Source organism: Cupriavidus sp. 30B13, from assembly GCF_049059565.2.
Taxonomy (GTDB): Bacteria; Pseudomonadota; Gammaproteobacteria; order Burkholderiales; family Burkholderiaceae; genus Cupriavidus.
Window position 1 is genome coordinate 763,545 of the sequence record NZ_CP188223.1, and the last position, 13,987, is coordinate 777,531.

10 protein-coding genes are annotated in these 13,987 nt (G+C 68.3%); all 10 read left to right on the plus strand.

The genetic code is table 11. The features are described 5' to 3' along the window. Positions 1 to 72 precede the first annotated feature (72 nt). The 10 genes from ACKI2N_RS03615 (at position 73) to ACKI2N_RS03660 (ending at position 13,808) form a co-directional block, all read left to right on the plus strand. A complete protein-coding gene (locus tag ACKI2N_RS03615; RefSeq protein ID WP_426990425.1) occupies positions 73 to 4,047 on the plus strand; it encodes a DUF3683 domain-containing protein in 3,975 nt (1,324 codons plus the stop codon). Then, positions 4,044 to 4,481: an HIT family protein gene (locus ACKI2N_RS03620; protein WP_420995845.1), complete on the plus strand. Its 438-nt coding sequence runs from the start codon at positions 4,044 to 4,046 to the stop codon at positions 4,479 to 4,481. Before ACKI2N_RS03615 ends, ACKI2N_RS03620 begins: the two co-directional genes overlap by 4 nt. A 150-nt stretch (positions 4,482 to 4,631) precedes the next feature. Then, a complete protein-coding gene (locus ACKI2N_RS03625) occupies positions 4,632 to 6,515 on the plus strand; it encodes an ABC transporter ATP-binding protein/permease (protein WP_420995847.1) in 1,884 nt (627 codons plus the stop codon). A 52-nt stretch (positions 6,516 to 6,567) separates the two neighbouring features. Then, complete coding sequence (locus ACKI2N_RS03630) at positions 6,568 to 6,981, plus strand: gamma-butyrobetaine hydroxylase-like domain-containing protein (protein WP_420995849.1); 414 nt, start codon at positions 6,568 to 6,570, stop codon at positions 6,979 to 6,981. Between the two features lie 101 nt (positions 6,982 to 7,082). Beyond that, positions 7,083 to 7,814, plus strand: a complete 732-nt coding sequence (gene ubiE / locus ACKI2N_RS03635; protein ID WP_420995851.1) for a bifunctional demethylmenaquinone methyltransferase/2-methoxy-6-polyprenyl-1,4-benzoquinol methylase UbiE — start codon at positions 7,083 to 7,085, stop codon at positions 7,812 to 7,814. Between the two features lie 51 nt (positions 7,815 to 7,865). After that, positions 7,866 to 8,852, plus strand: coding sequence for a Tim44 domain-containing protein (locus ACKI2N_RS03640; RefSeq protein ID WP_420995853.1), 987 nt, complete (start codon positions 7,866 to 7,868; stop codon positions 8,850 to 8,852). A gap of 201 nt (positions 8,853 to 9,053) precedes the next feature. Then, positions 9,054 to 9,749: a ubiquinone biosynthesis accessory factor UbiJ gene (locus ACKI2N_RS03645; RefSeq protein WP_420995855.1), complete on the plus strand. Its 696-nt coding sequence runs from the start codon at positions 9,054 to 9,056 to the stop codon at positions 9,747 to 9,749. A gap of 72 nt (positions 9,750 to 9,821) precedes the next feature. Next, positions 9,822 to 11,399 (plus strand): ubiquinone biosynthesis regulatory protein kinase UbiB, encoded by a 1,578-nt coding sequence (gene ubiB, locus ACKI2N_RS03650; RefSeq protein WP_420995857.1) that lies wholly within the window; start codon positions 9,822 to 9,824, stop codon positions 11,397 to 11,399. 64 nt (positions 11,400 to 11,463) lie between these two features. Further along, complete coding sequence (locus ACKI2N_RS03655; protein WP_420995859.1) at positions 11,464 to 12,087, plus strand: methyltransferase domain-containing protein; 624 nt, start codon at positions 11,464 to 11,466, stop codon at positions 12,085 to 12,087. A 284-nt stretch (positions 12,088 to 12,371) separates the two neighbouring features. Next, a complete protein-coding gene (locus ACKI2N_RS03660) occupies positions 12,372 to 13,808 on the plus strand; it encodes a sodium:solute symporter family protein (RefSeq protein ID WP_420995861.1) in 1,437 nt (478 codons plus the stop codon). Positions 13,809 to 13,987 lie beyond the last annotated feature (179 nt).

The window sequence follows — 13,987 nt, forward strand, 5'->3', positions numbered from 1 at the left end:
TTGAAGTACAATTGCCCTTTAAAGACGATCCGGCGCACCGTCCCCGTGCGCTACAGGTAGCGGTCCCTCCCCATGAACGCCCCACTCGTGCTCGATGCCAAACTCGCCGCGCAGGATGCCCCGCCGCGCCTGCGTGAGATCCCTTATAACTACACGTCTTTCTCGGATCGCGAGATCGTCATCCGGCTGCTGGGCGAGGAAGCCTGGCGCATCCTGGACGAACTGCGCGGCGAGCGCCGCACCGGCCGCTCCGCCCGCATGCTGTACGAAGTGCTGGGCGACATCTGGGTGGTGCGCCGCAATCCCTACCTGCAGGACGACCTGCTGGAGAATCCCAAGCGCCGCCAGATGCTGGTGACCGCGCTGCATCACCGCCTGTCCGAAGTGGAGAAGCGCCGCGCCGCCGACCGTGCCGAGCACGCCGAGCCGGCCGCCGAGGGCCGCTCCCACCGCGTCGAGCAGCTGGTCAGCTTCGCCAAGCAGGCCATCGAGGACTTCAAGCAGGAGTTCGCTGACGCCTACGAGCTGCGCAAGCGCACCCAGCGCGTGCTGGGCCGCGTCACGCAGAAGGACAACATCAAGTTCGACGGCCTGTCGCGCGTCTCGCACGTGACCGACGCCACCGACTGGCGCGTGGAATATCCGTTCGTGGTGCTCACCCCGGACACCGAGGAAGAGATCGCCGGCCTGGTCAAGGGCTGCTTCGAGCTGGGCCTGACCATCATCCCGCGCGGGGGCGGCACCGGCTACACCGGCGGCGCCGTGCCGCTCACGCCGATGAGCGCGGTCATCAATACCGAGAAGCTCGAGCAGCTCGGGCCGGTCGAGCAGAGCGACCTGCCGGGCGTGGCGCACAAGGTCGCCACCATCTTCTCCGGCGCCGGCGTGGTGACGCGCCGCGTGGCCGACGCGGCCGACCGCGCCGGGCTGGTGTTCGCGGTGGACCCAACCTCCATCGATGCCTCCTGCATCGGCGGCAACGTGGCCATGAACGCCGGCGGCAAGAAGGCCGTGCTGTGGGGCACCGCGCTGGACAACCTGGCCTGGTGGCGCATGGTGGACCCGGAAGGCAACTGGCTGGAAGTCACCCGGCTGGACCACAACCTGGGCAAGATCCACGATGTGCCGGTGGCCACGTTCGAGCTGAAGTGGTCCGACGGCAGCCGCGCGCCCGGCGAGAAGCCGCTGCGCACCGAGACGCTGGCCATCGAAGGGCGCAAGTTCCGCAAGGAAGGCCTGGGCAAGGACGTCACCGACAAGTTCCTGGCCGGCCTGCCCGGCATCCAGAAGGAAGGCTGCGACGGCATCATCACCAGCGCGCGCTGGATCCTGCACCGCATGCCGGCGCACGTGCGCACGGTGTGCCTGGAGTTCTTCGGCCAGGCGCGCGACGCCATCCCCAGCATCGTCGAGATCAAGGACTACCTGGACGTCGAGTCGCGCACGCCCGGCGGCGCCATCCTGGCCGGCCTGGAGCACCTCGACGAGCGCTACCTGCGCGCGGTGGGCTACGCCACCAAGAGCAAGCGCAACGCGTTTCCGAAGATGGTGCTGATCGGCGACATCGTCGGCGACGACCAGGACGCGGTGGCGCGCGCCACCTCCGAGGTCATCCGCATGGCCAACGGCAAGAGCGGCGAAGGCTTCGTCGCGGTCAGCCCCGAGGCGCGCAAGAAATTCTGGCTGGACCGCTCGCGCACCGCCGCCATCGCCAAGCACACCAACGCCTTCAAGATCAACGAAGACGTGGTGATCCCGCTGCCGCGCATGGGCGAGTACACCGACGGCATCGAGCGCATCAACATCGAGCTGTCGATCAAGAACAAGCTCAAGCTGACCGACGCGCTGGAGGCGTTCTTCGCGCGCGGCAACCTGCCGCTGGGCCGCAGCGACGACGCCAACGAGATCCCCAGCGCCGAGCTGCTGGAAGACCGCGTGCAGCACGCGCTGCAGCTGCTGCGCGAGATCCGCTCGCGCTGGATCTACCTGCAGGACCACCTCGACACGCCGCTGTCGGCCGCGCGCGCCGCGCTGATCGGCCACGGCCTGGGCCTGCTCGGCCAGGCCTTCGAGGCGCGCCTGGCGCAGCAGCCGGACGCCACCGTGTTCCACCTGCTGCAGGACCGCACCATCCGCGTGTCGTGGAAGAGCGAAGTGCGCGCCGAGCTGCGCAACATCTTCAACGGCGGCGAGTTCAAGCCCATCCTGGACGAGGCGCAGAAGATCCACAAGCAGGTGCTGCGCGGGCGTGTCTTCGTGGCGCTGCACATGCACGCCGGCGACGGCAACGTGCACACCAACATCCCGGTCAACTCCGACGACTATGACATGCTGCAGGATGCCCACCGCGCGGTGGCCCGCATCATGGCGCTGGCGCGCTCGCTCGACGGCGTGATCTCCGGCGAGCACGGCATCGGCATCACCAAGCTGGAGTTCCTGACCGAGGACGAGATCGGCGAGTTCCGCCAGTACAAGCAGCGCGTGGACCCGCAGGGCCGCTTCAACAAGGGCAAGCTGCTGCCGGGCGCGGACCTGCGCAACGCGTACACGCCGTCGTTCGGGCTGATGGGGCACGAGTCCATCATCATGCAGCAGAGCGACATCGGCGCCATTGCCGACAGCGTCAAGGACTGCCTGCGCTGCGGCAAGTGCAAGCCGGTGTGCGCCACCCACGTGCCGCGCGCCAACCTGCTGTACAGCCCGCGCAACAAGATCCTGGCGACCTCGCTGCTGGTGGAGGCGTTCCTGTACGAGGAGCAGACCCGGCGCGGCATCTCGATCAAGCACTGGGACGAGTTCTCCGACGTGGCCGACCACTGCACGGTGTGCCACAAGTGCGTGACACCGTGCCCGGTCAAGATCGACTTCGGCGACGTGTCGATGAACATGCGCAACCTGCTGCGCAAGATGGGGCAGAAGAAGTTCAACCCCGGCACCGCGGCGTCGATGTTCTTCCTCAACGCCACCAGCCCGCAGACCATCAACATGACCCGCAAGGTCATGATCGACTGGGGCTACAAGGCGCAGCGCCTGGGCAACGACGTGCTCAGGAAGCTGGCGAAGAAGCAGACCGCGCACCCGCCGGCGACGGTGGGCCGGGCGCCGGTGCAGGAGCAGGTGATCCACTTCATCAACAAGAAGATGCCGGGCAACCTGCCCAAGAAGACCGCGCGCGCGCTGCTCGACATCGAGGACAACGAGATCGTGCCGATCATCCGCGACCCGAAGCGGACCTCGCCCGAGACCGAGGCGGTGTTCTACTTCCCGGGCTGCGGCTCGGAGCGGCTGTTCTCGCAGGTCGGCCTGGCCACCCAGGCCATGCTGTGGCACGTGGGCGTGCAGACCGTGCTGCCGCCGGGCTACCTGTGCTGCGGCTATCCGCAGCGCGGCAACGGCCAGTTCGACAAGGCCGAGAAGATCGTCACCGACAACCGCGTGCTGTTCCACCGCGTGGCCAACACGCTCAACTACCTCGACATCAAGACCGTGGTGGTGAGCTGCGGCACCTGCTACGACCAGCTCGCCGGGTACGAATTCGACAAGATCTTCCCGGGCTGCCGCATCATCGACATCCACGAATACCTGCTGGAGAAGGGCGTCAAGCTCGAAGGCGTGACCGGCACGCGCTACATGTACCACGACCCCTGCCACACGCCGATCAAGACCATGGACCCGACCAAGCTCGTCAACGCGCTGATGGGCGGCAACGAGGGCGGCGGCAAGATCGAGAAGAACGAGCGCTGCTGCGGCGAGTCGGGCACGCTGGCGGTGAGCCGCCCGGACGTCTCCACGCAGATCCGCTTCCGCAAGGAAGAAGAGATGACCAGGGGCGCGGACAAGCTGCGCGCCGACGGCTTCGGCGGCGACGTCAAGATCCTGACCAGTTGCCCGTCGTGCCTGCAGGGTTTGTCGCGCTACAAGGAAGACGCCACGGTGCAGGCCGACTACATCGTGGTCGAGATGGCCAAGCACCTGCTGGGCGAGAACTGGATGCCCGACTACGTGGCCCGCGCCAATGCGGGCGGCATCGAGCGGGTGCTGGTGTGACGCGCGCCGCGGATGGCTGCCCCCTGTGCGAGACCGACGGCGGCGAGCTGGCCTGGCGCGGCGAGCGCGCGCGCATCATCCTGGTCGAGCACGCGCGCTTTCCGGGCTTCTGCCGCGTGGTCTGGAACGGCCACGTGGCCGAGCAGACCGACCTGCCCCATGAGGACCAGGCCTGGCTGATGCGGCTGGTGGCGCGCGTCGAGCGCACCGTGCGCGAGGTGATGACGCCCGACAAGATCAACCTGGCCGCCTTCGGCAACATGGTGCCGCACCTGCACTGGCACGTCATTCCGCGCTATCGCTGGGACACGCACTTCCCGGAGGCCGTGTGGGCCGCGCCGCAGCGCGAAGCCGACGCCGCGCGGCTGGCGGAGCTGGCGTCGCGGCTGCCGGTGCTGTGCGACGCGTTGTCGCACATCGAGGAGCCTGGCTAGGCGTCCACGCCGGGCGGGCGTGCCGCGTTGTAGTCGCTATGGAACCCGGCACGCGCCGCCGGCTTCTAACAGGCTGGCTTCTAACAGGCTAATATCTTCCACGAGCGCAGGCCGGTGGCCTTGCGTGCCCCTGCTTGCGCGAAAGGTGCCATGTCTACACCCACCTCCGTTACCGTACCGGGCCCGGCCGTGCCGGCCCGTGCCCTCAAGATCCAGAGCCGCCTGCGCATGGCGGAGACCTGGGACCTGATCAAGCCCTACTGGAAGTCCGAGGACCGCAAGGCCGGGCTCGGGCTGCTGGCCCTGGTGGTGGCGCTCAACCTGGGCATCGTCTATATCAACGTGCTGCTCAACGAGTGGAACCGGGTGTTCTACAACGCGCTGGAGCAGCACGACTACACCTCGTTCAAGACGCTGCTGCTGCGCTTCTCGTGGATCGCCGGCTTCTTCATCGTGGCCGCCATCTCGCGGCAGTACTACACCATGATGCTGCAGATGCGCTGGCGTACCTGGATGACCGGCCAGTTCATGGACCACTGGCTCAGCCACCAGGCCTACTACCGCATCGAGCAGACCCACGCCACCGACAACCCCGACCAGCGGCTGGCCGACGACCTGCGCTCGTTTACCGACGGCGCGCTGTCGCTCTCGCTGGGGCTGCTCAATTCGGTGGTCACGCTGCTGTCCTTCGTCGGCATCCTGTGGGTGGTGTCGGGGCCGATCAGCTTTGCGCTGGGCGGCACCACGCTCACCATTCCCGGCTACATGGTGTGGTTCGCGGTGGGCTACGCGGTGGTCGGCTCGCTGATCGCCCACCTGGTGGGGCGCCCGCTGATCGGCCTGAACTTCCAGCAGGAGCAGTACGAGGCGGATTTCCGCTTCACGCTGGTGCGCCTGCGCGAGAACAGCGAGCCGGTGGCGCTGTACCGCGGCGAGCCGACCGAGCAGGCCGGGCTGCGCTCGCGCTTCGACCGCATCCGCGCCAACTGGAACCAGCTGATGCGCTATACGCGGCGGCTGACCTTCGTCAATTCCGGCTACAGCCAGTTCGCCATCATCTTCCCGCTGATCGTGGCGGCGCCGCGCTACTTCGGCGGCAAGATGACGCTGGGCGGGCTGATGCAGATGAGTTCCGCCTTCGGCCAGGTGCAGGGCGCGCTGTCCTGGTTCGTCGACAGCTATGCCACGCTGGTGGGCTGGAAGGCGGCGGCCAACCGGCTGATCGATTTCCGCGACGCCATCCGCGTGGCCGAGCGCCAGGACCAGGAGCACACCGGCGTGCGCGACATCGAGGTGGACCAGGCCGACGGCGAGGCCATCCGCATCGACACGCTGGCGCTGGCGCTGCCGGTGCGCACCGAGACCCGCGGCGAGATCCTGCAGCGCCCGCTGGTGGCGCCGTTCTCGCTGCAGATCGCGCCGGGCGAGCGCTGGCTGGTGAGCGGCCCGTCGGGCTGCGGCAAGAGCGTGCTGTTCCGCGCGCTGGCCGGCATCTGGCCCTACGGCAGCGGCACGGTGTCGATGCCGCGCGCGGCGCGCATGCTGTTCCTGCCGCAGCGCAGCTACCTGCCGATCGGCTCGCTGGCCGACGCGCTGGCCTATCCGGACGCGGGCACCGTGCACAGCACGGAAGCGCTGCAGCGGGTGCTGGTGCAGGCCCGGCTCGGCGCGCTGACCGGCCAGCTCGACGTGTTCGACAACTGGTCGCTGCGGCTGTCGCCGGGCGAGCAGCAGCGGCTGGCCTTCGCGCGCGCGCTGCTGCAGAAGCCCGACTACCTGTTCCTCGACGAAGCCACCAGCGCGCTCGACGAGGAAACCGAGGAAGCGATGTACCGCCTGATGGTGGAGTCGCTGCCCCGCGCGGCCATCGTCAGCATCGCCCACCGCAGCACGGTGGCCGCTTTCCACGGCCGCCGGCTGCGCTACGTCGCCGCCGACGGCGCGCACTGGGAGGCGGACCCGAACGGACAAAACGGGCAAAGTGGGCAAGGCGAGGCGGCTGCGGTAAGCTATCGGGTCGTACACGAAGCGTGAGAGCGGTTGTGGCCGCAGCCTGCGGCGCGCCCGCAGCCGCGCGCCACCCATCATGGCAGGCCTCGAAAAAGATACTCCCCATCCCACCGCCCTCACCGTGCATACCCAGTCGCGCGTGCTGGAGGTGGGCTTCGACAACGGTGCCAGCTTCCGGCTGCCCTTCGAATACCTGAGGGTGAACTCGCCCTCGGCCGAGGTGCAGGGCCACGGGCCCGGGCAGGAAGTGCTGCAGACCGGCAAGCGCGACGTCACCGTCGCGGCGGTCGAGCAGGTCGGCAACTACGCCATCCTGATCCGCTTCTCGGACGGCCACGATACCGGCATCTATTCCTGGGAACTGCTGTACCGCCTCGGCGCCGAGCAGGATGCCAACTGGCAGGCCTACCTGAAGCGGCTGGAGGCGGCGGGCATCGACCGCGACGCTCCCATGCCGGCCGCCGGTGGCCACGCCTGCGGCAACCATTGAGCCCGGCCGCCGCGCGCGGTGAGGCGCGCGGCCGCGCGCACGGCGACCGAAGCGGTCACCGGCGCGGATATTGACGCGATTACTGAATTACGGAGCAAGTCATGAGCGAAACCCATTTCGGGTTCGAGAAGGTCAGCGAAGAGGAGAAGGCCGGCAAGGTGGCGGACGTATTCCATTCGGTGGCCAGCAAGTACGACGTCATGAACGACCTGATGTCGGGCGGCATGCACCGGCTGTGGAAGATGTTCACCATCGCCCAGGCCGGCGTGCGCCCCGGCTTCAAGGTGCTCGACATCGCCGGCGGCACCGGCGACCTGGCCAAGGTCTTCGCCCGCCAGGCCGGCCCGTCCGGCGAGGTCTGGCTGACCGACATCAACGAGTCGATGCTGCGCGTGGGCCGCGACCGGCTGCTCAACAAGGGCATCGTCACCCCGGTCTGCCTGTGCGATGCCGAGCACATTCCGTTCCCCGACAACCACTTCGACCTCGTCACGGTGGCCTTCGGCCTGCGCAACATGACCCACAAGGATGCCGCGCTGGCGGAGATGCGCCGCGTGGTCAAGCCGGGCGGCAAGGTGATGGTGCTGGAGTTCTCCAAGGTCTGGAAACCGCTGGAAAAAGCCTACGACATCTATTCTTTCAAGGTGCTCCCCTGGCTCGGCGAGCGCGTGGCCCAGGATTCCCACAGCTATCGCTACCTGGCGGAATCGATCAGAATGCATCCAGACCAGGTTTCACTTGTACGTCTGATGGAACATGCGGGCCTGGAAAATGTCGAATACTTCAATCTGACGGCCGGAGTCGTGGCTCTTCACGTCGGGCGAAAGTACTAGACTGATATAGGCTCAATGAAGATGAGCGAACTTGACAGGGGAAGTGCATATATGTCGCAAATTCGCGGAAAATTCATGGCGGCGGTGCTGATCGGCACCCTCGCCCTCGGCATGGCGCTGGACGCCAATGCCAAGCGCTTGGGCGGCGGCTCGCGCAGCTTCGGCAAGCAATCGTCGAACGTGACGCAGCGCCAGCAGACGCCGCCGCAGCAATCGCCGAACCAGGCGCCGGCCCAGCAGCCGGGCCAGCAGGCCGCGCCCGCCGGTGCCGCAGCCGGCGCCGGGGCGGCCGCCGCGGCCGCGCCCAAGCGCAACTGGGGCGGCATGTTGGGCGGTATCGCCGCCGGCCTGGGCATCGGCTGGCTGCTGTCGCACTTCGGCCTGGGCGGCGCGGCGATGAGCTTCCTGTCCAACCTGATCCTGATCGCGCTGGCCGCCTTCGTGGTGATGTGGCTGATCCGCAAGTTCCGCGGCGGCGCCGGCCGCGCGCAGCAGCCGGCCTACGCCGGCGGCGGCCTGGGCGGCATGAACAGCGGCTCGAGCGGCAGCAGCGAGCCGGTCCTGCGCCAGCAGGTGCCCGCCGGCGCGCCCAATCCCGTCATGCCCGCGGCCGGTGCGGCCGCGCCGGTGATGGCGGGCGCGGCCGCCGCGCAGCCCTGGGGCGTGCCGGCCGATTTCGACACCGACGCCTTCCTGCGCAACGCCAAGGTCTACTACGTGCGCCTGCAGGCCGCGTGGGACGCCGGCAACCTCGAGGACATCCGCGAGTTCACCACGCCGGAAATGTTCGCCGAGATCAAGATGGACCTGTCCGAGCGCGGCGCCGAGATCAACAAGACCGACGTGGTCACGCTGGACGCCGAGCTGCTGGGCATCGAGGACAGCCCCGCGCAGCATCTGGCCAGCGTGCGCTTCTCCGGCATGATCCGCGAGAAGGCCGGCGATCCGGCGCAGCCGTTCGCCGAGGTCTGGAACCTGGCCAAGCCGGTCAGCGGCAGCGGCGGCTGGGTGCTGGCCGGGATCCAGCAAGTGTCCTGAGCGTGACAAGCGTGCCGTGCCGGCGGGCTGCTGCCCGGCGGCAGGTGGCTTAGAATGGAGGCCCACGTGAAAACGTGGGCTTTTTTTGTTCGGCGGCGCCGCACCGCGGCAGCCGCCGGCACCGATCCGCCAGCCACCCGGATTCCGCGGACTTCAACCCGAACGCACTGAAAGGCCCCGCCCCCAGCCCACCCCGTCCTTATGCCCACCCTCCCCACCGCCCTGACCACGCCCCCCATCACTGCCCTGAACCACCTGCTCGAGCAGGAGCCGTGGGCGCTGTCGCTGCTCCAGCCCTTCGCCGGCCGCGTGATCCGCTTCGATGCGGCTGCCTTCACGGTGGCCCTGCGCGTCACCGGCCAGGGGCTGGTCGAGCCGGCGCCGGCGGCAGAGGCGCCGGCGGTGACGCTGACCGTGCCGCTGCAGCAATGGCCGCTGGTGGCGTCCGACATCGCCGATGGCGGGCAGGCGGCGGCGATGAAGCACGTGCGCATCGAGGGCGACGCCGAGCTGGCCAACACGGTGTCGACGCTGGCGCGCAGCCTGCGCTGGGATGCCGCCGAGGACCTGTCGCGCGCGCTGCGCGGCATCCTGGGCGGCCCGCTCAGCGACAGCGTGGCGCAGCGCGTGGTGCAGGGCGCGCAGCAAGCGCATGCGCAGGCCACGCGGCTGGGCCGCGCGCTGGTCGACAACGTGACCGAATACCTGCTGGACGAGCAGCCCACCCTGGTGCGCCACGCCGCGCTCGACGAGTTCGACACCGGGGTGCGGGCGCTCGGCGACGATCTGGCGCGGCTGGAAAAACGGCTGGAGAAGCTGGAGCAGCGCGCCCGCCCGCAGCCCGGCGCGGCCGCGGGCGCCGGGGCGGGCAGCGGCCTGCCGTCCGCCCATCGCTGAACGCCGCCAGCCCATGCCGACGGCACTCCCGCATCGGCCAATCCGTAGCGCCCAAATACTGAAAAAACCTGCATGACCCGCTTCCTGCGCCTTTGCAAGATCGTTTTCGTCATCCTCTACTACGGGCTGGACGAACTCGTGCTGTCCGGTTTCAAGAGCCGCCGCATCCGTTTCCTGGTGCGGGTCATCACGATCGGGCGCAAGCTCGACATGCCGCGCGGCGAGCGCCTGCGGCTGGCGCTCACGCGGCTGGGGCCGATCTTCGTCAAGTTCGGCCAGGTGCTTTCGACCCGGCGCGACCTGATGCCGGCCGACATCGCCGACGAGCTGGCCAAGCTGCAGGACCAGGTGCCGCCGTTCGACCCGGTGGTGGCGGTCAAGATCATCGAGCGCTCGCTGGGCCGGCCGCTGGCCACGCTGTTCGAGAGCTTCGACCACCAGCCGGTGGCCAGCGCGTCGATCGCGCAGGTGCACTTCGCCACCCTCAAGGGCGGCTCCGGCCACGGCCGCGAAGTGGCGGTGAAGGTGCTGCGCCCGGGCATGCTGCCGGTGATCGACAGCGACCTGGCGCTGATGCGCGACCTCGCCACCTGGCTCGAGCGCTTCTGGGCCGACGGCAAGCGCCTCAAGCCGCGCGAGGTGGTGGCCGAGTTCGACAAATACCTGCATGACGAACTCGACCTGATGATCGAGGCCGCCAACTGCAGCCAGCTGCGTCGCAACTTCAACGACACCAGGCTGCTGCTGGTGCCGGAGGTGTTCTGGGACTTCTGCAGCAGCGAGGTCTTCGTGATGGAGCGCATGCACGGCGTCCCCATCTCGCGCACCGAGGCGCTCAAGGCCGCCGGGGTGGACATGCACAAGCTGGCGGAGGAGGGCGTGGAGATCTTCTTCACGCAGGTCTTCCGCGACGGCTTCTTCCATGCCGACATGCACCCGGGCAACATCCTGGTGTCGGTGGCGCCGCAGACGCTCGGCCGCTACATCGCGCTGGACTTCGGCATCGTCGGCGCGCTCTCCGAGTTCGACAAGAACTACCTGGCGCAGAACTTCATCGCCTTCTTCCGCCGCGACTACCATCGCGTGGCGCTGCTGCACGTCGAATCGGGCTGGGTGCCGTCCGACACGCGCGTGGAAGAACTGGAAAGCGCGGTGCGCGCCTGCTGCGAACCGTATTTCGACAAGCCGCTCAGGGAGATCTCGCTGGGCATGGTGCTGATGCGCCTGTTCCAGACCTCGCGCCGCTTCAATGTCGAGATCCAGCCGCAGCTGGTGCTGCTGCAGAAGACCCTGCTCAATATCGAAGGCCTGGGCCGCCAGCTCGATCCCGACCTGGACCTGTGGAAGACCGCCAAGCCCTTCCTGGAAAAATGGATGCACGAGCAGGTGGGCTGGAAGGGCGCCTGGGAGCGCCTGCAGGTGGAGGCGCCGCAATGGGCCAAGATGCTGCCCGACTTCCCACGCCTGGCGCACCAGTTCCTCGAGCGCCGCACGCTGGTGGACAACGGCCACCAGGAGAGGCTGCTGGGCACGCTGATCGCCGAGCAGCGCCGCACCAACCGCCTGATCGCCACCGCGCTGCTGCTGGCCGGCGGCTTCCTCGCCGGCATCGTGGTGACGGAGCTGCTGAGCCTGGGCGGCTATCTGTAGCCCGCTTGCAGCCCGGCACCGCGGGCCTGTCCATATATAGAAGAACATCGCAAGGAGACACAGCTTGAACCAGGCCGACCAGCGCGCCGCCGCGCCCGCCTTCGCCACCCGCGACGCCGCCGATCCGGCGTTCTGGGACGAGCGTTTCGAAAAGGGCTTCATGCCCTGGGACCTGGGTGGCGTGCCGGCCGAGTTCAAGGCCTTCGCCGCCGCGCTGGCGCCGTGCCCCACGCTGGTGCCCGGCTGCGGCAACGGCTGGGAAGCCGGCTGGCTGCACGCGCACGGCTGGCCGGTGACCGCGATCGACTTTGCGCCGCAGGCCGTGGCGAGCGCGCGCCAGGCGCTGGGGCCGGCCGGCGCCGTGGTGCGCGAGGCGGATTTCTTCGCCTTCGTCCCCGAGCCGGCCTGCCGCCTGATCTACGAGCGCGCCTTCCTGTGCGCGCTGCCGCCGGCCATGCGGGCCGCCTACGGCGCGCGCGTGGCCGAGCTGCTGCCGGCGGGCGGCCTGCTGGCCGGCTACTTCTTCTTCGACGAGACGCGCGGCGGCCCGCCGTTCCCGATCCCGCGGGCCGAGCTGGATGCCCTGCTGGCGCCGGCCTTCGAGCTGGTGGAGGACCGTCCCGCCACGGGTTCGCTGCCGGTATTCGCCGGGCGCGAGCACTGGCAGGTGTGGCGCCGGCGCGCCTGAGAAGTCGTTTCAAAAAAGATCCTGGCGTCGTTGCGCGGCCTTGCCCGCGCTGCACCGCTTCGGGGATTTGCCGGGCGCCCGGAATTTTTTTCGCCCGCGGCGGTCTGCGTGGCTATAATCCGCGTTTTGATTCGGCTACGACCGCAGGCTAGATCAGCCACCCATGCGGCCCCGACCGATGAATTGGACCCGGGGCAGGGCAGCAGAGGCACTCCACCAAGGCATCCCGCCCACCCGGCAACCGGTTTTTCGCCGCAAGGGCATTTTTGGGATAGGGCAGCGCCATGCTGATCTGGTTCGTCGTCATCTACTGGGTAATTTCCGTCGGTATCGGCCTGTGGGCCGCGCTGCGCGTGCGCAACACCACGGACTTCGCGGTCGCCGGCCGCAGCCTGCCTTTCTATATCGTCACCGCCACCGTCTTCGCCACCTGGTTCGGCTCGGAAACGGTGCTCGGCATTCCCGCCGTCTTCCTCAAGGAGGGCCTGTCCGGGGTGGTGTCCGACCCCTTCGGCTCCTCGCTGTGCCTGATCCTGGTCGGCCTGTTCTTCGCGCGTCCGCTGTACCGCATGAACCTGCTCACCATCGGCGACTACTACCACAACCGCTACGGGCGGCTGGCCGAGGTGCTGACCACGCTGTGCATCGTGATGTCCTACCTGGGCTGGGTGGCCGCGCAGATCAAGGCGCTCGGGCTGGTGTTCTTCACCGTCTCGGACGGCGCGCTGTCGCAGGAGGCCGGCATGATGATCGGCGCGGCCAGCGTGCTGGTCTATACGCTGTTCGGCGGCATGTGGTCGGTGGCGGTGACCGACTTCATCCAGATGATCATCATCGTGATCGGCATGCTGTACATCGGCTACGAGGTCAGCGGCCAGGCCGGCGGCGTGGGCGCGGTGGTGTCGCACGCGGCGGCGGCCGGCAAGTTCACCTTCCTGCCCTCGCTGGACCTGGTGCAGATCGTCGGCTTCGCGGCGGCGCTGTTTACCATGATGCTGGGGTCGATCCCGCAGCAGGACGTGTTCCAGCGCGTGACTTCGTCGCGCACCGAGCAGATCGCCGGGCGCGCCTCGGTGCTCGGCGGCGTGCTGTATTTCTGCTTCGCCTTCATCCCGATGTTCCTGGCCTACTCGGCCACCATGATCGATCCGCAGATGGTGGAGAAGTACATCAACACCGACTCGCAGCTGATCCTGCCCAAGCTGATCCTGACCCACGCGCCGATGTTCGCCCAGGTCATGTTCTTCGGCGCGCTGCTGTCGGCCATCAAGAGCTGCGCCTCGGCCACGCTGCTGGCGCCCTCGGTGACGTTTGCCGAGAACATCCTGCGGCCGTACTTCCGCCACCTCGACGACCGCCGCTTCCTGCGCGTGATGCAGGCCGTGGTGCTGTGCTTCGCGGTGCTGGTGACCCTGTTCGCGCTGAACTCGCACCTGTCCATCTTCCACATGGTGGAAAACGCCTACAAGGTCACATTGGTCTCGTCCTTCGTGCCGCTGGCGTTCGGCATGTTCTGGAAGCCCGCCACCCGCCAGGGCGGCCTGGCCGCCATCCTGCTGGGGCTGGTGTCGTGGCTGTGCTGCGAGGTCGCCTTTCCCGAGGCGGCGGTGCCGCCGCAGATGGTCGGGCTGATGTTCTCGATCGGCGGCATGGTGTTCGGCTCGCTGCTGCCGCAGTGGATCGGCGACCATCCGCGCGTCAAGGAAGTCCACCTGGTCTGAGCGGCGCCGGCACCGCATCCCGCCGGGCGTGCGTCTGGATGCATTTTGTGCCCCTTTTCCTGCGGCCCGGCTCACGCAGAACGGTTTATAATTCAAGGCTTTGCACCGCCATGCGGCGACCCGGAGCGGCAACCTCCCGGCCGGCACGGCGGCGCGGTCCCCATCCAGTTTCCGTTCCA

Excerpts from the sequence above, each read along its gene's own strand:
- ACKI2N_RS03615 (WP_426990425.1), top strand. The coding sequence starts at position 73 with ATGAACGCCCCACTCGTGCTCGATGCCAAACTCGCCGCGCAGGATGCC.
- ACKI2N_RS03625 (WP_420995847.1), top strand. The coding sequence starts at position 4,632 with ATGTCTACACCCACCTCCGTTACCGTACCGGGCCCGGCCGTGCCGGCC.
- ACKI2N_RS03630 (WP_420995849.1), top strand. The coding sequence starts at position 6,568 with ATGGCAGGCCTCGAAAAAGATACTCCCCATCCCACCGCCCTCACCGTG.
- ubiE (WP_420995851.1), top strand. The coding sequence starts at position 7,083 with ATGAGCGAAACCCATTTCGGGTTCGAGAAGGTCAGCGAAGAGGAGAAG.
- ACKI2N_RS03640 (WP_420995853.1), top strand. The coding sequence starts at position 7,866 with ATGTCGCAAATTCGCGGAAAATTCATGGCGGCGGTGCTGATCGGCACC.
- ACKI2N_RS03645 (WP_420995855.1), top strand. The coding sequence starts at position 9,054 with ATGCCCACCCTCCCCACCGCCCTGACCACGCCCCCCATCACTGCCCTG.
- ubiB (WP_420995857.1), top strand. The coding sequence starts at position 9,822 with ATGACCCGCTTCCTGCGCCTTTGCAAGATCGTTTTCGTCATCCTCTAC.
- ACKI2N_RS03660 (WP_420995861.1), top strand. The coding sequence starts at position 12,372 with ATGCTGATCTGGTTCGTCGTCATCTACTGGGTAATTTCCGTCGGTATC.